Here is a 19,952-nt window from a genome sequence, read left to right on the forward strand (position 1 = left end):
TGAATGACAAAAAGGCCCCGGCGATTGCCGGAGCCTTTTAAGTTTTTGGGGCTTAGGGAGTAACCGCGAGCGGTTGTTAACCTCTCTGGTTAACCTTGTCGCCGTACTTCTTGATGAGTTCTTCCTGGATGTTGCGCGGCACCGGAGCGTACTTTGCAAATTCCATGGTGAACTCGGCCTTGCCCTGAGTCATGGAGCGGAGGTCCGTGGCGTAACCGAACATTTCGGAAAGCGGGACTTCGGCGGTGATGGTCGTCGTGCCCATTTCTTCGCTCGTACCGGTAATGGTACCGCGACGCTGGGAGACGTTACCCACAACGTTGCCCTGGAACTCGGTCGGGGTGGCGATTTCGACCTTCATGATCGGTTCGAGAATCTGGGCGCCAGCCTTGGCGAAAGCTTCGCGGAAGGCCATACGGGCACAAATCTGGAACGCCATGTCAGAGGAGTCCACCGGGTGGAACGCGCCGTCCTGAACTTCCATTTCGATACCCACGACCGGGAAGCCGATGAGGGAACCGGCCTGCATGCAGCTCTGGAAGCCCTTGTCGCAAGACGGGATGTATTCCTTAGGAATACGGCCGCCGACGACGGAGTTCACGAAGTTGTAGACCTTTTCGGAGTCGCCTTCGACAGGCATCGGGCGCATCACGCCGGACATCTTAGCGAACTGACCCGAACCACCGGTCTGCTTCTTGTGGGTGTATTCGAACTTGGCTTCGCGGGTAATGGTTTCGCGGTAGGCCACCTGCGGAGCACCGGTCTGGACGTCGACCTTGTATTCGCGGCGCATACGTTCGATGTACACGTCGAGGTGAAGTTCGCCCATGCCCTTGATGATGGTTTCGCCGGATTCCTTGTTGACTTCGACCTGGAACGTCGGGTCTTCCTTGGTGAAGCGGTTGAGGGCCTTGGACATGTTGTCCAGGTCGTCGCGGTTCTTGGCTTCGATCACGAGCTCGATCACGGGGTTCGGCACGTGCATGGAAGTCATGTTGTAGTGGTTCTTGCCGTCGGTGAAGGTCGTACCGGAAGCACAGTCGATACCGAACAGTGCAACGATGTCGCCGGCGCCGGCTTCGGTGATGTCCACCATTTCGTCAGCGTGCATACGCACGAGACGGCCCACGGACACCTTCTTGGTGGTGGCCATGTTGGTGATCATGTCGCCCTTCTTGAGGGTGCCCTGGTACACGCGGACGTAGGTGAGCTGGCCGTAGCGGTCGTTCACGAGCTTGAACGCGTAGCAGACGAGCGGTTCGTTGTCTTCGCTCTTGAGCACGACTTCGGCTTCGTTGTTGTCGAGGTCGAGGGCCTTGTTTTCGACTTCCTTCGGGTTCGGGAGGTAGTCGATAACACCGTCGAGGAGCTTCTGCACGCCAATGTTCTTGTGGGCGGAACCCATGAACACCGGGGTGATGTCGAGGCGGATGGTGGCTTCGCGGATGGTCTTCTTGATGAGGGCCTTGTCGATCTGGTCCACACCGTACTGGCCTTCCATGGCCTTTTCCATGATTTCGTCGCTGTAGTCGGCGCAGCAGTCGATGAGCTTTTCGCGGTATTCGTTAGCCTGGTCGACAAGTTCGGCCGGGATTTCCTTTTCGATCATGTCGTCGCCGTTGGCGCCTTCGAAGTAGTAGGCCTTCATTTCGACGAGGTCGACCACGCCCTTCAGTTGGTCTTCGAGACCGATAGGAATCTGCATCACGCAGGGCTTGTGGTTGAGTTTTTCCTTGAGCATGACGGCCACGCGGAGCGGGTTTGCACCGGAGCGGTCGCACTTGTTGACGAACACGACGCGCGGCACATGGTAGCGCTTCATCTGGCGGTCAACGGTAATAGACTGGGACTGGACGCCTTCGACGCCGGTCAGAACGAGGATTGCACCGTCCAACACGCGGAGAGAACGTTCCACTTCGATCGTGAAGTCCACGTGCCCCGGGGTATCGATGATGTTGATGGAGTCCTGTTCACCGCTCTTGGTGTGGGTCCAGTTTGCGAACGTAGCGGCAGACTGAATCGTGATACCGCGTTCGCGTTCAAGTTCCATGGAGTCCATCGTGGCACCGACGCCGTCTTTACCACGAACTTCGTGGATAGCGTGGATACGCTTTGTGAAGTAGAGGATACGTTCGGTAAGGGTAGTCTTACCGGAGTCGATGTGGGCAGAAATACCAATATTTCTGTGCTTTTCTATGTTTTTCATATTTTATTCCACTAATGGAGTTGATGTTTTAAAGTTTGCGCCCAAAGATAGAAAAAAATACCCCCGTTCTCAAGGGTGCGGGGGGTGTTCAGGGCTTTACAGGGGGCTATTTACGGCTTTTGCGGGAGTTTGTTGCGCTTAAAAACTTCATTTATGCTTGCAAAGGTGCAAAATGCGATCGCAAGCCAGTCCATGTAATTCCTGTGAGTCATCCAGGGACCGTAATTCATAAGGTAGCGCTGGGCAGCCCGGGTGGTGAATTTTGCAGATTCGAGGCTTTCGGCTAGGCCGGGTACGTTTATAGTAATATAGAAATGGGCGAGGAGCAACTGCAAAATCACGATATAGACGGCTGGCTTCACCGTGAGGTTCGCGTCGTCAAGCGCCTTCCCGAGGGCCGGGAGGAGCAGCGGGACAAACGTGGCGATGTGCCTTGCCTCGCTATCGAGGGCAAAAAACACGAAAGCGAGCAGCACGAGCGCATGCCCGGGTGATTTTTCGGCGAAATTCCGGGTAAAGCCTTTCGCGAGGGCGAGAATGACCGGAATGAGTGCCCCCCAGTACACGACATGGCCCGCGAGGCTTATGAGCGGGTACTTTAGCGGGCGGGCAATTATCTGGAGCAGGAATAGCTTGCTGTCGAAAAAGAACTCGTTGTTCGTGAACATACGGAGCAGCAGGGATACCGCGATGATACTGATTGCCACGCCGGCAAAAGCCTTCGGGCTGAACGCCTTCATGTAGGAACGCGCCGGATAGGGTAGGGTCGGAATCTTGAGGCAAACTGCAAAGAGGGTTGAAATCAGGGTAAACAGAATCAGGCTTATGGCGATGTTCCGCGGGCTAGGCGCGGTGAGCAGGAGCCCCTCCAGGTTTGCCTGCTTGTGGAATGCATAGAACAGCAGCACCAGCGCTCCGGCAACAAGCCCGTAGGCAATCGGGAGAATCTGGAAAACCTTGGGGAACGGAGTATCGAGGAACCTCGGGAGGAATGCCTTGCTTGCAGGCGGTGTCGCGGTAGATGTGCCCAGCCGGTGCGAAAACAGCAGGAGGAGCGCCATCACGTAGGTAATGGTGGGCCAGGTGACAAGCCCGATAAGCGAAACGGCGAAGGCGCCCCGCTTGTTCCCCTTTATAAACAGGTAGTAGCTGGCAAACGCGATGGTGATGGCATAGGGGTCAGTCTGGAAGGGCTCGTAGCCGTAGCCCTTGAGGGTCGCGAAGTTCAGGAAGAAAAGCGCGAACAGGATGACCGTAGTGATGGGTTTCCATTTCAGGAACTGCGCGAACTTGAAGAACAGGAACAGCTGGAACGCGAGATTCACGAAGAGCAGCACGTACATTCCGACAATCATGTGCGCATTGTCGAGCGGAATGCCTGCCAGATTGTAGACAACGTTCATCAGGCAGAAGGGGAAAATGCGCTGGATGCGGAAACTGTCGTAGCCCGCAGTGAAGAACGTGCCCGTGAAGTCCCGGAAAACCTCGCGGTAGAATTCCCCGTCGAACCCCGCGCCGTCGTTAACCGGGATGGTCTCCCCGAATACGGAAATCGCAACGAGGACCAGAAGGGCTATCGTCAGGAGGGCGAGGGTCGCCTTTGCTGCGAGGTTCTTTTTCGCGGATTCTTTCACGACTATTAGGAGTCTGCGCCCTGTTCTTTGGAGCCTTGTCCTGCGGTGCTATCGGCGTCAACGACTTCGGCATCGGCGATGTCCTTGCCGTCCTGGTCGGCGAGCGCCTTGAAATAGGCGATGGCGGTCTTGCCGACTTCCTTCGTGTCTAAGTACGCGTACGCACCGTTCCCGATGGCGCCTAACGCGGGGATTGCCCGCAGGAGCGACTTGCTTACGAACTTGGAAGAAATCTTGATGCCGATTTTTTCGACAATCTTCTTGAGGGCGGTGGTGGAAAGCTTCTGTACCACGATGCGGCTTCCGGTACGGACAGCGATATCGCGCAGGAGCTGTGCCGCACTGTGCCGGAACAGGCACCAGACCATCGCCTCTCGGGTCAGGAGGGCAATTTTCCCGTAGCTTGCGGCGATATCTGCAACGAGCTGCGCCTGTATGCGCCAGATGGCGGCAATGTCGGGAATGGCTGTGAGGATGCCCGTGAAGCCTGCCGGGATAGAGAGCGTCGCGCTGACGGTCGCTGCCTTGAACGCCGCCTGCTGGGTGAGCATGTTCGCGCGGTTCTCGGGGTCGATTGCCGAAACGTGCAGGGAGTCCGGAATGTTTGTAATCAGGTCAAAAATGATATTGATGGCCTTTTCCTTCAGTTTATCCATGGTCTCGTTCTTGCTTTCGGACATACGGTACTCCTGTTTCTTGGAATTTTAACAAATCTTTTGGATTATGGCAAAAAAATGCCGCATAAAATGCGGCAAAGAACAGTTCGTAAAGGCGAAAACGCACTCTAGAACAGTATTTTCGCGAACCTGCCGGTGATGCCTGCAAGTTTTTCGCCGCTGTAGTCGGCGATGGGGAAGCGGAGCACCTTGTTGCCCAGGGCGTACTTGATCATCTCGTTTATCCAGGCGCGTTCGCAGGTGATTTTCTCGAACACGAGCTCGGTGCCCTTTTCGCCTTCGTCAAATCCGTAGTAGCCCCTGAACAACGTTGTCTGCGATTCTCCGCGGAGGGTAATCCTTACTGTAGCGATACGCGATTCTGCGTCGATGGAGACTTCGTCGACTTCACCGAAACGCTGGACCGTCTCGTTCTTGCGGATGAACGATTCAACGGCCCTGTCGCGTATGTTACTGAGGATGGACATTAGCGCGGAAGCGTGAGAATCTCGATGCCTTCTTTTGTTCTGACGATGGTATGTTCCCACTGGGCGCTGAGGCTGCCGTCGCGGGTGACTGCCGTCCAGCCATCCTTGAGGGTCTTGGTGCCCGGACGGCCCACGTTAATCATGGGTTCCACCGTGAACACGTTGCCCACCTCGATGTAGGGCGTGCGCTCGGAATTGCGGAAATGGAGAACGGTCGGTTCCTCGTGGAAACCGCGCCCGATACCGTGCCCGCAGTAGTCTTCTACCACGCTGAAGTCGTGCTCGTCGGCGATGTCCTGGATGGCGCAACCGATGTCGGAGAATCGCGCACCCGGTTCGCCTGCCGCGCGGATGCCTTCTTCCATGCAGAACTTTGCCGTATCGACGAGTTCCTGCGCGAGGCTAGAAACCTTGCCGACGCAGAACATGGCGGATGTATCGCCGTGGTAGCCCGAAAGGATGGTCGTGATGTCGATGTTCACGATGTCGCCGTCCTTGAGGATGGTCTGCGCGTTCGGGATGCCGTGGCAAACGACCTCGTTGATGCTGATGCAGGCGTAGCGCGGGTAGCCGTGGTAGCCCATGCAGGCCGAAATACCCTTGTGTTGGCGGGTGTAGTCGCCGATGAACTCGTCGATTTCGAGTGTGGAAACACCCGGCTTGCACATTTCGCCCGCGCGGATAAGCGTTTCGGCGGCAAGTGCGCCGGCATCGCGGATGAGTTCGATTTCCTTTGCGGATTTAACCTTGATTTTTGCCATTTTATGCCTTCTTCCATGCAAATCGGTCGACGAGGTATGCGAGCAGCATCTGGTCTTCTACGGGGCCGTTCGCGAGTTCCTTCACGAGCGGGAGCATGCGGCTGATGCGTTCGGTAGCCTTCTGGCCTCCGAAGTGGTTCTTTTTCTGTTCGAGACTCACGCGGGTGCGGTCGCTCACCTTCTTCGCGATTTCCTCGTTCGTGAGCGGTTCCATCTTGATGAAGTTGATGCCGAAGTCCGCCGCGGTCTGCTTGATTTCGATTTCTTCGACCGGAGTGATGAGCGAAATGCAGAGCCCGCTACGGCCGGCACGGGCGGTGCGCCCGCTGCGGTGCACGTACACCTCGTGGTCGGCCGGGTGGTCATAGACAATCACGTGGGTCACGTGGTCCACGTCGATACCGCGGGCGGCAACGTCGGTGCAGATGAGAATGCGGAGCTTCTTGTCGCGGAAGGCGTTCAGCGTCTTTTCGCGCATGGCCTGCGCCACGTCGCCACTGAGGGCGCCCACCTTGAATCCGTAGCCCGAAAGTACCTGTTCCAGGTAGCTCACGTCGCTCTTCTTGTTGCAGAAAATCATGCAACTATCGGGGTTGTAGTATTCCAGCACCTTGATGGTCATGGAATCCTTGTCCATCACGTCGCAGGGGTACCAGCGGTGCTCCAGGTTGTTCGCAATCACCTTGTCGTAGCTGAGCGAAAGGAATTCGGCGCTCGGGCGCTGGAACTCGCGGGCGAGGCTCTTCACCGTCTGCGGGATGGTGGCACTGAACATGGTGCAAGAAATCATCTTGGGCAGGTACTTGCGGATTTTCTGCATGTCGGGGTAGAAACCCATCGAGAGCATTTCGTCGGCTTCGTCGAGCACCAGGTCGCGGATGTCGAGGAAGTCGACGTTCCCGCGCTGCACGTGGTCCATGAGGCGGCCCGGGGTGGCGACGATGATATGCACGCCGTTCTTGAGGGCCCTGAGCTGCGGTTCGTAACTCACGCCGCCGAAGATGGCGACCGAGCGGATACCCGTACCCTTCGCAAGTTTCTCGATTTCGTCCTGCACCTGGATGCAGAGCTCGCGCGTCGGCACGAGAATCAGGGCCTGCGGGAATATGTGGTCACGAACGATGACCTGCAAAAGCGGGAGCACGTAGGCGCCTGTCTTGCCCGAGCCTGTCTTGGACTGCACCAGCATATCGCGGGCGGCGAGCATGTAGGGGATTGTCTTCCTCTGGACCGGCATGAGCTGCGTCCAGCCGTGTTCCGCGAGAACCATCTTCTGTTCTTCGGGGAGCATGTCAAATGTGTAGTCGGGGAGCTTGTGTTCCGGTTCGATGATGTTGACCGGGGTAAGGAACGGATTGACTTCTTCTTTCTTTTCTTCTGCTATAATATCGCTCATAGTGGACACAAATTTAGTAAATGGCGAGCGCCGCGATAAAACAATTTATTGTTTTATCATGGCCGAGCCTAGCTAAATGCACTCCAAAGGAGTGCAAATTTAGCAATTTTTTACCGCATACGCCAAGGCGTGTGCGCGAGGCGAACTATGTTCGTCGAAGTTTGTGTCGCTATAAGCTCCAGTGGTACTCGAGCCCGAGACTTATGAACCAGTCTATGGTAGAGCCGCCGATGACTGTGGGGGCTGCGGCCGCATCGGGGGTCGGGTCTACGTACATGTCGCGTCCGCGGCTTGCTATACCCGTGCGGATACCTACGCCATAGTGGCCAAAGAATACGAATTGTGCTCCGCCACCGATAAGCCCGCCCTTGTAGGCCTCTTCAAACTTGATGCGGACATTGTATGCCTTCGAGGGCTTGTCGACATCATCCTTGAGGGCGATGTCTTCCACAAAGAAACTGTATTGGAACCCGAGGAAGGCGAACAGGTCGATGTCGAGCCATTTCTTGATGTTGTAGGACCTCGCGAACATCGCATTGAGCCCGATTTCGTGCTGGTAGAAGTCCCAGTAGTCGAGTTCTTCGTACACGGTGTCGCGCGGGTCGGTCTTGACGCTATGCTTGGCGAAGCGGTAGATGAGTTCAAGCCCGATGAACCCGTACCAGATGCCACCCACGTATGCCGAAAGCAGCGGGTCATCATCTTCGATAAAGTTCCAGAGGCTTACCGAGTCCTTGGTAATGCGGTAGTTGCGCACCTGGCTCTTGGTGTGGCTTTCGGTCCAGTCGTCGGGAGTGAGCGGGATGTGTGCCTGCGAGTAGCCAATGGAAATGCCCGCCCATGCACGGAAGTTGGGGACTTCCTTGTAGAAGTCGTCGGGCTCCTCGAGCATCTTCTGGCGTTCTTCCTTCGATAGCCTGCGTTTTGTCTTGCCGCCAAAGAAGGTGGATGCAATCTCGTCGCCGAGCGCAATCTTGTCGTTCGTCTTGTTGACGCTCCCTGCGACCTTCGGGTTTGTCGAGGTCTCGTCAAAAATGGCAACGCTAATCGTGTTCCCGTTGTCGGCAAGGTACAGCACGATGTTGTCTTCGATGGATTGCACTTTTGCCATGAGGGCGGGGTGCCGGATATGCAGGTATTCCTCGTTCAGCTTGGGGTCGATATTCTTCTTGAGCCAGACCGCATAGTGCATGGCGATGGAATCGCGTTCCCATTCACCGAACAGGCGGCACTTGGGTTCCCCGATGCTCGGGTTGTTGCGCTTGAGCGAAAGGCAGAGTTCTTTCGGGTCAACGGGGCTCTCGCTTTCCGGAGTCCATATCAGGATGTCTGGGTTCTGCCACAGGGTCGGGCGCTTATTGAAATAGATATTGCCCGCAAAGCTCGTGGCTGCAATCGCGAAAATGCACGCTATGACGAGAGAGAACTTCTTCATTTCTGGACTCCCTCATACAAATTAATGCGAATTTTCTTTGCGGCTTCGGCAGCCGCTGCGCGCAGGTCTTCCTTCGTGAGTTTCACGATGGGGCGCTGGATTTCGTCCACGGCGCTGAACAGCGGGCGCTGATTCTCGTTATCCCAGAGCGTGTACGAAAGTATGACGCTCAGGTTCTTCGACGTCTTCTTCTCGGCGCTTTCCTGCCGGATGAGGTCGTAGTCGTAGAAGACTTCGCGGTTGATGTCGGTCCCGATGATGAATTCGTGTACAATCAGGATGTATGGCGGAATGTTGCCCTGCGCATCCTTGACGCTCACGCCCTGTTCCGGAAAATGCCCCTTGATGAATATCTTGTCGTCGAGTTTCTGGCTTTCTTCGGGGAACTTCAAGACGGCTGTGTCGGGAATCTCCTGGAGTGCGGGGTAGGCGCGCTTCATCTCGTCGAGGAACGCCTGCCTGGAGAACGATGTCAACTGCACCTGCGCGCTTTCGGGAGCGACTTCCAGTTTTTTCGCAAACCACTTCGAACGCGTGAGGATAAACGCGTTGCTCGTTCCGGTAATGGAAAGCGTGCTGTACGGCACCTGCCGGTAGAGCGGGTGGGCCTTGCTCCAATGGTAAGATGGCCCGCACCCGGTAAGGATGCAGGCTACCATACAAACTAAAGCAATACCCCTAAACAACGCTCACCTATTGCCTGTGGGGCTACTTCGCACCCCATTTTTCGCGGTAGGCGTGCACGCGTTCGAGAATGCCCTCGGGTGCGTTAATCGCCTTGCGGTTCTCTTCTTTTTCGAGGAATGCGATGATGTCGTTTATGTCGATGATGGAGTGTGCCTCGATGCCGTATTCGTCTTGCACGGTCTGGAGTGCGGACTTGCCGTTCTCGAGTTTTTCCTTGCGGTCGACAGAAATGAGGAGCCCGATGACGTTTGCGTTTTCAATCTGGGAAAGCGCCTGCATCGTTTCGTTCACGCTGGTTCCCGCGGTAATCACGTCCTCGATAATCACGACGTTCGTCTTTTCGGCGTACTTGTAGCCGACGAGCGAACCGCCTTCACCGTGGTCCTTGACTTCCTTGCGGTTGTAGGTGAACGTGAGGTTCTGGCCATACACGTCACTGAGCTTCATGGCAGTGGCGGCACAGAGCGGGATGCCCTTGTATGCTGGGCCGTAGAGGTTCTGTGCCTTGCCGTCGAAGTGGACCATGTAGGTGCTCGCGTAGTATTCGGCGAGTTTCGAGAGTGTGGCCCCAGTGCGGAACTCTCCGGTATTGATGAAATACGGGGTCTCGCGACCGCTCTTGGTCACGAAGTTGCCGAACTTGAGGGCGCCGGCTTCAACGAGAAAATGGACAAACTGGTCTTTGATATTCATGGTTACCCTGCTGCCCCGGTCAGGAGCGCGAAGATGCTGGAGAACACGTTCAGATTTTCTGTCAGGACTTCGATTGCGATAAGGGCGGCGAGAACCACCACGCAGAGTCCGATGTAGAAATAGAACGACTTCTTGAAACCCTTGATCTTGAGCTTGAAGATGAGCCAGATGACAAAGCTCAGGATGGCGCTGAAAATCCATGCGGCAGCGCCGTTCAGGGAAACGAGCCTGCTCACGCCGAAGGTGAGGGCGATGCCCGGCATAAAGAAGAAGCAGATGTACAGCACGCAGAGCAGCGCGAAGCCAACGTAGTGGGCAAAGCCGCGTTCACGCTGCACGATAACCTGGGTCTGGGTGACGGAGGGGGCTTCGGTGCCTGTCGAATCGGCCGGAGCTGCGGCTTCTTCGACAGGTGCGGCCTGTTCAACCGGAGCGGATTCCTGGACGGGAGCGGTTGCAGAGCCGGTTGATGAGCTTGCCGAATCAGTCGAAGCATCGACGGCAGCGTTTTCAACGTTTTCGTTATTGAGTTCTTCGGACATGGTTGTCTCCTAGGTTTAAAACTTATAGAATGAACGTGCGGCCGGCATACACGAATACGCGGTGTTCGAGCCAGAGTTTGAGGGCTGCAGAAAGCGTGCGTTTTTCAATATCCTTGCCGAGTTCCACCAGTTCATCGATGCTGGCCGTTTCGGGCACGCGCTGGATATCCTGGCAAATGATGGGGCCCTGGTCCAGGTCTTCGGTCGCGAAGTGGGCCGTTGCACCGATAATCTTCACGCCCTTGTGCCACGCCTGGTGGTAGGGCTTTGCTCCCTTGAATGCGGGTAGGAACCCGTGGTGGATGTTGATGATGCGGTACTTGAATTCCTCGGTGAAGGCTTCGCTCAGAATCTGCATGTAGCGGGCGAGAACGACCGTGTCTGTCTTGGTTTCGGCGATGATTTCGCGGAAGCGGTTCTCGGGAATGCTCTTGTCCGGATTGCTCGGCACGTAGTAGAACGGCACGCCGAACGTGCCCCCGACGGGACCGAGGTCGGGGTGGTTACCGACAATGCAACTGAATTCGCAGGGGAGGTCGCCGTCGCGGTGCTTTAAAAGCAGGTCGTACAGGCAGTGGTCCGTCTTGGACACGAAAATGGCCACGCGCTCCGTCTTGGAGGTGTCGAAGAGTTTCCAGTTGAGTTCCAGGCGCGGGGCGAGCGTTTCCAGGTGCTTGTACACTTCCTGGATATCCGCAGAATCCATGTCGAATACGGCGCGCAGGAAAAACGTCTCGATATCTTTTGCGGTATGTTGCTGGAGGTCGATAATGTTTGCACCCGCCTTCGCGAGGACTTGCGTGGTGCCGGCGATAAGCCCCTTTTGGTCGGGGCAGTGAATTTGCAGTATATAACGGGTTGTAGCCATGCCTAAAATGTAGATAATTGTGCCTGAATCGCCCGTGCATTTGTCTAAAAAATGCTAACATTGTTTGCGATATCAACCATTTAAAAGCAGGCAGAGAATGTTCTGTTCCAAAACAAAGTTTTTTGTATGTTTCGCCGTCCTTGCAGGAATGGCGTTTGCGGCTCCTCCCAAGGCATGGGATGCAATCTACAAGGCGGAAGGCGAGGGTGACTACACCGCGGTAAAGATTGTGGGCAATATCCGCATGGGCAAGTACACCAACTACAAGGAAATTCAGCCCGTGTCGTTCAAGGTCGAAGACGGCATGTTCTCGTTCTCGGCTTCGGGCAACATGGTGGTGCCCGCAAACAAGATTGAGAAGGAAAACTTCTACCAGCAGTGCGACAAGTCGAAGGAAGCCTGGGTCTCTTACTTCAACAAGCCGATGACATTCGGCAAGGAAGAACAGATTGTGCATATCGCGGGCGTTGACCTAGCCTGCGGTGACGATGCATATGCACTGAGCGACTTACGTATAAAGTTCACGAACCCGAAGGCTCAGGAATACTGGGCCGCGAACATGGAAAAGTACGAGAAGTACAAGCGCGAACAGGTGGCGGAACTCCGCCGTGCCGAACAGCAGCACCACGCCGATATCCGCAGCATGTCGGGCTCGTTTACCGACCCGCGCGACGGCCAGACCTACCGCACCATCAAGGTGGAAGGCCGTGAATGGTTTGCGCAGAACGTGAACTACGAAGTGCCGGGCCATTCCTGGTGCTACGAGGACAAGGAAAATTACTGCACCCGCAGCGGAAAACTTTACGACCTGGAAGGCGCCCGCAAGGCATGCCCCGAAGGCTGGCACCTGCCGCGAGACCGCGAATGGATGGATATGCTCGTTGGGCTTACCAAGTGCTACGAGGGCGTGGACAAGTGCGGAAAGTTTGCGGAAAAAATGAAGGCGACTACCGGCTGGCACGGTGGTGGCGGTACGGATGAATACGGTTTCTCCGTATATTCTTCGGGTTACCGCAAGGTGATTGGCAAGTCTATCGTGCGCTATGAAGAGATGGGCGAGTATGCCGGTTTCTGGAGCGCGCAGAACGGCCGCAACGAAACAATCTGGCTCTGGTCCATGGGCCGCATGAGCGACCAGATGGTGCGCCAGCTCGTGCCGAACAATTCGAAGAACAACGCCTACTCCGTCCGCTGCATCAACGGAAATTGACACTTTAGTGTCATCCTGAGCGAAGCGCAAGCGGAGTCGATATACGAAACTAGGAAACTTGTTTCCTTAGTTGAGTTAGGTTCGAAGGAGCAGGATCTAAAAAAGAGAGCCTAAAAAGGCTCTCTTCTTGTATGTATCAAAATGCGTCGCGCCGTAGGGCGGGGCGTATATTACATTTGCCTGATCGGGAAGAGTCCGAGCAGGTCAAGCACATTTTCGAGCACAATCTGCGTGGCCTGAACCAGGAACAGGCGGGACTTTTCTTCGGCAGAACCGAGCACGCGGTCTTCGTGGATGAACTTGTGGGCGGCTTCTGCGATTTCGAGGGCGTACTGGGCGAGAACGCTCGGTTCGTCACCGGCGACAGCATCCAGAATCTTCTTGCCCTTCTTCGACAGAATATTGATGAGGCTGTAAGCGGCATCGTCGCCGAGTTCGGCAAAGTTCACGTCCTTGATTGCGGCGGCGAGGTCCGCGCGTTCAATGCCGGCCTTGCGCATAATGCTGCACAGGCGCACGTGGGCGTTCTGCACATACGGACCGGTATCGCCTTCGAAGCTCATCACGGCATCCCAGTCAAAGCGCACATCCTTCAGGCGGCTGTTCTTGAGGTCGTTGAAGGTGAGTGCAGAAATACCGATCTGGCGGGCGATGAGTTCCTTGTTTTCAAGATTCGGATTCTTCTCGTCGATGAATTCAAGAATCTTCTTCTGGGCGGCTTCAATCACGTCGCGAAGCAGGCTTGCGGTACCCGTGCGGGTCTTGCCCTTTTCCCACTTGCCGTCTACCAGCTGCAGAATCACGCCGAACGGAATGTGGTACATGTCCTTGTACCATTCGCGTCCCATCTTCTTCAGCACATGGAACACCTGCTTGAAGTGGAGCGCCTGTCCGAGGTCCACCACGTAGAGGCACTTGTCGAAGTTGTATTCTTTTTTGCGGTAGCAGGCGGCGGCGAGGTCGCGGGTCGCGTACAGCGTAGAACCGTCGCTCTTGCGGATAAGGCAGGGGTTCAGGTCGAATTCGTCGAGCATCACCACGTCCAAATCCTGGCTCTTGACCATCAGGTTCTTTTCGCGGAGTTCGTCGAGAATGGCGGGAATCTTGTCTTCGAAGAAGGATTCGCCGGTGTAGTGGTCAAAGCCCACGCCCATCATGTCGTAGATGCGCATGAGTTCCTTCAGCGTTGCGGCGCGGAAGGCGGTCCAGAGCTTGCGGTAGAATTCGTCACCCTGTTCGAGCTTGGTGAATGCGGCGCGCGCTTCGTCTTCGAGACCAGGCTCTTGCTTGCTGGCCTTGGAGAAGGCTGCATAAAGGATGTTCAGTTCCTTCACGGTGAGGCTATCGAGCGTGGCGTCGTCCGTCGGGCGATTTTCGCGCAGGTACATCACGATGAGCTTGCCGAAAGCGGTACCCCAGTCGCCGAGATGGTTGATGCGTTCCACCTTGTAGCCCGCTGCCTTGTAGATGCGGGAAAGCGAGTTCCCGATCATCGTGGAGCGCAGGTGGTGGAAGGCAAGTTCCTTGCCGATGTTCGGGGAACTGAAGTCGATGCACACGACCTTCCCGTTCGGGGCGGCGTGCCCGTATTCCAAGCCCTTCGCGGCAATTTCTTCGAGAGTCGACTTCGCGAGGAATCCGCGGTCGATGAAGAAGTTCAGGTAGCCGTTCACGGCTTCCACCTTCGAAAGGCCTGCGGGGAGTTTCACCTGTGCGGCCAAATCTTCCGCAATCATCTTCGGGGCCTTGCGCATCACCTTCGCGAGCGAAAAACACGGGATGGTAAAGTTGCCGTGGCTGGTGTCAGGCGGCACGGAGATAAGCTTGAGTGCGGCTTCCTTCTCGAAGGAACCGGTGGCGGCGAGCGCTTCTGCGATTTCTTGCTCAAACGAGTTCATCTTCACTGCTCTTCTTCTTGGTGGTCTTCTTCACAAAGTCGTTTTCGTCGAGGGTTTCAATCTTGCCGTCGGCGTACAGGCGGTCAAGCGAAATCTCGCTCCTCTTTTCTTCTTCGAACAGGTGGACCATCAGGTCGAGGCCCGCGTCGAACACTGCCCAGCGCACGCCTTCCTTGTATTCCACGCCTACAGAAGGGAGCTTGTTCGCCTTGAATTCCTTGCGCAGTTCGTTCAGAATGGCCTGCATCTGGGCTTCGCTCTCGCAGGTCGCCACAAGGAAGTAGTCGGTCACGTCCTTGACTCCGCGGAGGTCCATCAGCTGCACGTTCTGGGCGCGAAGTTCAAACAAAATGCTTGCGCCGACTTGTACGGACTGGGGAAGTTCTTGCTTCTTAGTTGTCATCTGTTTCTTCCTGTTCGGGTTTTATTATTTGTTCAAAATCCTTGCCGATGTAAACGGCCACGTCGACTACCGCCCTCTTGCTCACGACGGTAAGCACGTTCTTTGTCTTGAGGGTCTGTGCCAGCGCCTGTGCGCCTTCCCATTCTGGGTTGCGGAGCACGATGATGGTCTCGTCGTTATTCTGCAGGCGGTCGTTGCCGAAACTTACCACGTCGAAGCCGTTCTCGCGCAAGAAGGTGCGCATCTTTACGGCGGCACCCGGTATCCCGCAACTGTTCAGGACTTCGACATCGCCCTTGTAGGTGCGTTTTTCCTTCACGACGACCTTCTTTTCTTCGCAGCCCGAAAGCAGCAAAACGCTTATTGCCAGCGCGGCAAAAACGAGCGGGCGCAATCCCTTTCTAAAGATGTCGTGACGTGGTAAATGCACGCGTCAAAGATAGAAATTTTCAATAGGGCGAACCTTCTACCTGCAATAATAACCCGTTCTCCACGGGCATCCGTAGTAGTAACGGAGCGGGCCGTACGCCTTCCGGGCGTCGTTCTCGTTCACGAGCATCAACTGGATGTAGGAATTCTCCGTGGGCTTGTATTCCAGCGCTATTGCGGGGAGCACGAATTCCACCTTGCCTTGGCGCACGTCTTCTTTTGCGATGGGCGCTCCGGAACTGAAATTCGCGTACAGTGGCATCCATAACCCGAGATCGGCATACAGGTGAAGGTCGGGTGTGAATTCGTAGGCGAGGTGGGCGAGGTAGCTCTGCTGGGCAAAACTGCCGAATGGCCCGCTGGTAAAGCTTGCAGAATAGGTGAACCCTACGCTCAGGGCCTGGTCTATCGAGGATTTGCGCAGCAGGCGTTCTCGCGGGAAGTACGAGCGGTTCCAGGGAATGCCGTCATCGGGAATCAGGTAAACGGTGTCGATAATCGAATCGCTGGCGGTGCCTGCTAATTTCGCAGTAGTGTCGCGCTCGGCTACGGCGGAATCAGCCTTTGCAGGAGTCTCTGCAAAAGATAAAACTGCTAGTGCAAATATGAGTGCGAATATCAACCGCATACAATGAATATAGCATTTAGGACAGTCACTAGTCATTGGTCAATGGTCTTTAGAAAAGGCTTTTTGAAATAAAACAACCGGGTGGCGAAGCCACGATTTTAAAACTAATGACTAATAACTAAAAACTAATGACTAGACGATTTCGTTCTTGGCGTTCACGTGGATAACAGTGGGCTTCCACGTCTTGGCTTCGTCTTCGCTCATGGTCGCGTAGGCAACGATAATCACGAGGTCGCCGGGCTGCACGAGGCGAGCTGCGGCACCGTTCAGGCAGATGACGCCGGAACCAGCAGGGCCTTCGATAACGTATGTGTCGAGGCGGTTCCCGTTGTTCACGTCGAGCACGCCCACCTTCTCGAAGGGGAGGATGTGCGCGGCATCCATCAGGTCACGGGCGATAGTGATGGAACCCTCGTAATTGAGGTTCGCATCGGTAACCGTGGCTCTATGAATTTTGCTTTTGAGTAATTCCAGCTGCATGATGCGCTTAGAACTTGACCTGGAATGCTCCGAGCACGCCCTTTTCGGGGGTCGGGATGATTCCGAAACTGAAGCGGTTTGCGTCGGGGTTGCTATCCCACTGCGTGCCGAAGAATGCGTCGGCGAACGACCAGATGTGCGCTGCTGCGACACCGAGGAGGCCGTACCACCAGGCGGAGCTGCCGTCAATAAAGAGGTAGGTGGTGACACCGACGCTCGTTACCCACAGGGCGTCCATCCAGATAGCCTTCGTGGCCTGGCTGGATTTCCACTGGTAGTAACTGGGGAGGAGCAGGGATACGTATGCAAGGCTCTGGTTGCCGGAACGGTGGCGGTAGGAACGGTCGATGTCGGCATCTTCCATACCTTGAGAGCGCTGGGCGAGCCAGTCCTCTTCGCTTACGCCGAGCTTGTTCCAGGGCTTCTGGAGGTATTCGGATATGCGGACGCCGAGTTCAACGAGACGGGTAAGCTTGTCGCGGGTGATGCCCTCTTCCTTGGCCTGCTGGAATTCCCATTGGGTCAGTCCGAGGTCTTCGTAACGGAAACCTTCCCACTGGTCACCGGAGGCCTTGGCCTCGCCAGCGGGTTCGTCGCTTGCAGATTCGTCGTCCCCGTATGAGTAGGACTGCTCGGTAGAATCGTCATTTGACGGTTCATCGTCGAACTGTGCGAAAGCCATCGCACCGACAAAGAACACTGCTAGAACAATCTTGCTCCAAATAGACATGTTTTACCTACTCCTATCCGTAATGCCGGGGAGGGAATCGAACCCTCACACTCTCGCGAGTACCGGATTTTGAGTCCGGCGCGTCTACCAATTTCACCACCCCGGCTTAGGGGTAACACAAATATAGCACAGTTTTTGCCTTTTTTGTAGGGAAAAAGGCGATATTTGCTCAAAATAAGCGAATTTTCAGGCGAAAACGTGCCGATGCGCTGCATTATTTTTTCAAAATGGGCCTGAATTCGACATTGAGCGGCGTGAGTTTGCTCGCTCCGAAGTCAACTGCCTTTTCCTTGGTCTCGAACTTGCCGGTCTGCACCAGGTAGAGCGTCTTGGTTTCGCCTACGCGTTCTTCGATGGTTCCTTTGATGCCCTGTTTTTTGAGGTTGTTGACCAGGAGCTCCGCGTTGCTCTTCACGCCGAACGCACCGAGTTGCAGAATCCAGTATTCTTTTTCCGGGGCGGGTGCGGCTGCGGGAACGGGCTTTTCAGGTTGGACCGCCGGTGCCGGTGTCGCCTTTGCGGCAGTGTCGGCGGGGGCAGTTTTCGCGGGTTCTGCCGCGGGTGCCGTGGTTGCGTCGTTGGCCGGTTGTGCTGCTGCCTTCGGTTCAGTTGCGGGTTGCTCGGTTACAGACTGAACTGCGGCAGGTTGTTCGGTTGCTGAGCCGGTCGAAGGGGTCGGATCCGGCGTGGGTGTCGAAGCATCCACGGCGGGCTCGCTCAGGCGCTTGCAGGTTTCGTCGAGGGTCGGGTTCTTCACCTTCGACTGCACTACGGCACAAACCTTCTGCAGAACTATGGCCTGGTGCGGCTGGGAAGTCTCGATGGCGTGGATCAGGGCCTCGGCGGCCTTCTCGTTACGGCCCATGTACAGCTGGAACTGCGCTTTCGTCATCATGAGGTCGGCGTATACGGCCTTTTGCGGGTTCGTCTTCTTGATGAGACTGTCGAGTCTCTTGCCCGCGGTGCTGAATTCCTTTGCGGCGCCAATCTGCGAGAGCGCGAGAACGTTCCACAGGTAGCATTCCGTGCGCACGGAGTCGGGCTCGTTCGGGCATGCCTGCTCAAAGAGTCGCGCGGCTTCTTTCCACTTGCCGGCTACATAGGCCTTCTGCGCATCGGCAATCGTCTGCGCAAAAGCGCTTGTGCCGCAAATCAAGAACAAAATAGCGGCAATCCCGCGAACATTCCAAAACTTCATCTTCATTACCTTAAACCTTTCATTCCACATTCCACATCTCACACCCCACATCTTACACCTCACACCTCAAAGCGCCGAAGGCGCGACCCCACACCTCACACCCCACATCTTACACCAGCGTCCCGCGAATCGTCCACCCGCGAATGTCGTCCAGCTTCACCTTCACGTAGTCGCCGGGCTTCACGATGCGGCCATCTTCGGGCTTGAACACCACCTTCTTGAAGTTGTCGGTGCGGCCTCGCAGTTCCGTCTCGTCGCGAGCGGAATTCTTTTCCACCAGGAGTTCCTCGGTGCGGCCGAGCATCATCTGGTTACGCTTGAGGGTAATGGCATTCTGCAGTTCCACCAGGCGCGTGTGACGCTCGTTCTTTTCGGCCTCGGTGAGCGTCTCCGCTTCCTTGTACGATTCCGTGCCCTTGCGCGGGCTGTAGATGAACATAAAGGCGGAGTCGAACTGGCAGGTTTCAAAAGCCTTGAGCGTCTGCTCGAAATCCTCTTCCGTTTCGCCCACGAATCCGCAGATTACGTCCGTTGAAATCCCGTAGAACGGGTCCTTGCTACGCAGCAGCTCGATAATCGAGAGGTATTGCTCCATGTTGTGTTGGCGGCGCATCTTCTTGAGCATGGCGTCGGAGCCGCTCTGGATAGGGATGTGCGCGTAATGGCAGACCTTCGGGTTGTTCAGCAGCACGTCGATGAGCTCGTTCGTGTAATGCCTCGGGTGCGGGCTCGTAAAGCGGATGCGGCGGATGCCACCGATTTCAGAAACCTTCGTGAGCAGGTCGGCAAAATTGCCGCCTTCCGTCTTGTAGGCGTTCACCGTCTGGCCAAGGAGCGTCACCTCGGAAATGCCCTTGTCGGCCGCCTTGCGGACTTCGGCAAGAACATCTTCCATGTCGCGGTACTTTTCCGGCCCGCGCAGATACGGCACAATACAGTAACTACAGCGCTTGTTGCAACCGCGCTGGATGGCGACGAAGGTGGTGAAGTCGTTCTGGAGTTTCGCGTATTCGCCCAGGTAGTTCTCGCTCAGGTCCTCGTCGATAAACATCTTGTGGTGCGTCAGGTGCAGCGGACTTTTGGCATCGCCCAGCAACAGCTCCGGAATTTTCTTGTACTGGTCCGGCCCCACGATGTAGCTCACGTTCGGGAGCCTCTTCAAAAGTTCCGGCCCGCGATTCTTCGCCATGCAACCGCATACCACGACTTTCACATCGGGATTCTTTTTGCGCAAGTACTTGAGCTTGCTGATGTTGACGATGGCGGTTTCCTCGGCCTTCTCGCGCACGCTGCAGGTGTTCACGATGATAAAGTCGGCATCTTCCTGGTTGCTCGTCTCGACGCAACCGCACATGTCGAGCTCCTGGGCAATCATCGCCGAGTCATACTCGTTCATCTGGCAGCCGTATGTGGCCAAGTGGTATTTTTTCATGCGGGTAAAGATAACTTTTTAGACGAGAGACGAAAGACGAAAGACGAAAGATTGCTTCAAAAAAGCAAGAGTGCTAAGAAGGGGGAGGTGTCCCCCTCGCTTCCATCGCTAGTCCCAGTGACAAAGGTCCCTGAGCCTGTCGAAGGGCCGCTACCCTCTCTCCTAGGAGGCTCCGCCC

20 protein-coding genes and 1 tRNA gene are annotated in these 19,952 nt (G+C 55.8%); 1 reads left to right on the forward strand and 20 read right to left on the reverse strand.

Annotated features, from left to right (window positions below; all coding sequences use genetic code 11):
• Positions 1–76 precede the first annotated feature (76 nt).
• The 11 genes from fusA to purU form a co-directional block, all read right to left on the reverse strand.
• Positions 77–2,206: an elongation factor G gene (fusA, locus tag CRO08_RS03225; RefSeq protein ID WP_097035025.1), complete on the reverse strand. Its 2,130-nt coding sequence runs from the start codon at positions 2,204–2,206 to the stop codon at positions 77–79.
• A 110-nt stretch (positions 2,207–2,316) separates the two neighbouring features.
• The gene (locus CRO08_RS03230) at positions 2,317–3,840 is read right to left on the reverse strand and encodes a hypothetical protein (protein ID WP_097035026.1); all 1,524 of its coding nucleotides are present in this window, start codon (positions 3,838–3,840) and stop codon (positions 2,317–2,319) included.
• 5 nt (positions 3,841–3,845) lie between these two features.
• On the reverse strand, positions 3,846–4,520 hold the full coding sequence (locus CRO08_RS03235; protein WP_097035027.1) for an EcsC family protein: 675 nt from the start codon (positions 4,518–4,520) through the stop codon (positions 3,846–3,848).
• 104 nt (positions 4,521–4,624) lie between these two features.
• Positions 4,625–4,984, reverse strand: coding sequence for a hypothetical protein (locus CRO08_RS03240; RefSeq protein ID WP_072809819.1), 360 nt, complete (start codon positions 4,982–4,984; stop codon positions 4,625–4,627).
• Complete coding sequence (map, locus tag CRO08_RS03245; RefSeq protein ID WP_072809822.1) at positions 4,984–5,745, reverse strand: type I methionyl aminopeptidase; 762 nt, start codon at positions 5,743–5,745, stop codon at positions 4,984–4,986. Before map ends, CRO08_RS03240 begins: the two co-directional genes overlap by 1 nt.
• Position 5,746: 1 nt before the next feature.
• Positions 5,747–7,141 carry a DEAD/DEAH box helicase gene (locus tag CRO08_RS03250; protein WP_097035028.1) on the reverse strand — a complete coding sequence of 465 codons (1,395 nt, stop codon included), beginning with the start codon at positions 7,139–7,141 and terminating at the stop codon, positions 5,747–5,749.
• A 169-nt stretch (positions 7,142–7,310) separates the two neighbouring features.
• Complete coding sequence (locus tag CRO08_RS03255) at positions 7,311–8,576, reverse strand: hypothetical protein (RefSeq protein ID WP_097035029.1); 1,266 nt, start codon at positions 8,574–8,576, stop codon at positions 7,311–7,313.
• The gene (locus CRO08_RS03260) at positions 8,573–9,235 is read right to left on the reverse strand and encodes a hypothetical protein (protein ID WP_097035030.1); all 663 of its coding nucleotides are present in this window, start codon (positions 9,233–9,235) and stop codon (positions 8,573–8,575) included. Before CRO08_RS03260 ends, CRO08_RS03255 begins: the two co-directional genes overlap by 4 nt.
• A gap of 49 nt (positions 9,236–9,284) precedes the next feature.
• Positions 9,285–9,956 carry an orotate phosphoribosyltransferase gene (gene pyrE / locus CRO08_RS03265; RefSeq protein WP_097035031.1) on the reverse strand — a complete coding sequence of 224 codons (672 nt, stop codon included), beginning with the start codon at positions 9,954–9,956 and terminating at the stop codon, positions 9,285–9,287.
• A 2-nt stretch (positions 9,957–9,958) separates the two neighbouring features.
• Complete coding sequence (locus CRO08_RS03270) at positions 9,959–10,498, reverse strand: hypothetical protein (RefSeq protein ID WP_097035032.1); 540 nt, start codon at positions 10,496–10,498, stop codon at positions 9,959–9,961.
• A gap of 22 nt (positions 10,499–10,520) precedes the next feature.
• Positions 10,521–11,366 carry a formyltetrahydrofolate deformylase gene (gene purU, locus CRO08_RS03275; RefSeq protein WP_072809838.1) on the reverse strand — a complete coding sequence of 282 codons (846 nt, stop codon included), beginning with the start codon at positions 11,364–11,366 and terminating at the stop codon, positions 10,521–10,523.
• A gap of 97 nt (positions 11,367–11,463) precedes the next feature.
• Here purU and CRO08_RS03280 point away from each other — a divergent pair, with 97 nt between their 5' ends.
• Positions 11,464–12,576, forward strand: a complete 1,113-nt coding sequence (locus tag CRO08_RS03280; protein ID WP_097035033.1) for a fibrobacter succinogenes major paralogous domain-containing protein — start codon at positions 11,464–11,466, stop codon at positions 12,574–12,576.
• 170 nt (positions 12,577–12,746) lie between these two features.
• On the opposite strand, the gene argS is transcribed toward CRO08_RS03280, so the two are convergent.
• From argS to miaB, 9 genes are all read right to left on the reverse strand, one after another.
• Entirely contained in the window at positions 12,747–14,474 is a 1,728-nt protein-coding gene (gene argS, locus CRO08_RS03285) for an arginine--tRNA ligase (protein ID WP_097035034.1), read from the reverse strand.
• Positions 14,461–14,877, reverse strand: coding sequence for a ribosome silencing factor (rsfS, locus tag CRO08_RS03290; protein ID WP_072809845.1), 417 nt, complete (start codon positions 14,875–14,877; stop codon positions 14,461–14,463). Before rsfS ends, argS begins: the two co-directional genes overlap by 14 nt.
• Positions 14,867–15,307, reverse strand: a complete 441-nt coding sequence (locus tag CRO08_RS03295; RefSeq protein WP_254794593.1) for a LytR C-terminal domain-containing protein — start codon at positions 15,305–15,307, stop codon at positions 14,867–14,869. Before CRO08_RS03295 ends, rsfS begins: the two co-directional genes overlap by 11 nt.
• A 36-nt stretch (positions 15,308–15,343) precedes the next feature.
• A complete protein-coding gene (locus CRO08_RS03300) occupies positions 15,344–15,934 on the reverse strand; it encodes a hypothetical protein (protein ID WP_097035035.1) in 591 nt (196 codons plus the stop codon).
• 132 nt (positions 15,935–16,066) lie between these two features.
• Entirely contained in the window at positions 16,067–16,414 is a 348-nt protein-coding gene (gene panD, locus CRO08_RS03305; protein WP_073113702.1) for an aspartate 1-decarboxylase, read from the reverse strand.
• Between the two features lie 7 nt (positions 16,415–16,421).
• On the reverse strand, positions 16,422–17,144 hold the full coding sequence (locus tag CRO08_RS03310) for a hypothetical protein (protein WP_097035036.1): 723 nt from the start codon (positions 17,142–17,144) through the stop codon (positions 16,422–16,424).
• Positions 17,145–17,167: 23 nt separating this feature from the next.
• A tRNA-Leu gene (locus CRO08_RS03315) sits at positions 17,168–17,250 on the reverse strand.
• Positions 17,251–17,358: 108 nt separating this feature from the next.
• Positions 17,359–18,348 (reverse strand): SPOR domain-containing protein, encoded by a 990-nt coding sequence (locus CRO08_RS03320; RefSeq protein WP_176495046.1) that lies wholly within the window; start codon positions 18,346–18,348, stop codon positions 17,359–17,361.
• A 103-nt stretch (positions 18,349–18,451) separates the two neighbouring features.
• The gene (gene miaB, locus CRO08_RS03325; protein WP_097035038.1) at positions 18,452–19,774 is read right to left on the reverse strand and encodes a tRNA (N6-isopentenyl adenosine(37)-C2)-methylthiotransferase MiaB; all 1,323 of its coding nucleotides are present in this window, start codon (positions 19,772–19,774) and stop codon (positions 18,452–18,454) included.
• Between the last annotated feature and the right edge of the window lie 178 nt (positions 19,775–19,952).

The sequence above is a fragment of the Fibrobacter sp. UWT3 genome, assembly GCF_900230125.1.
GTDB lineage: Bacteria > Fibrobacterota > Fibrobacteria > Fibrobacterales > Fibrobacteraceae > Fibrobacter.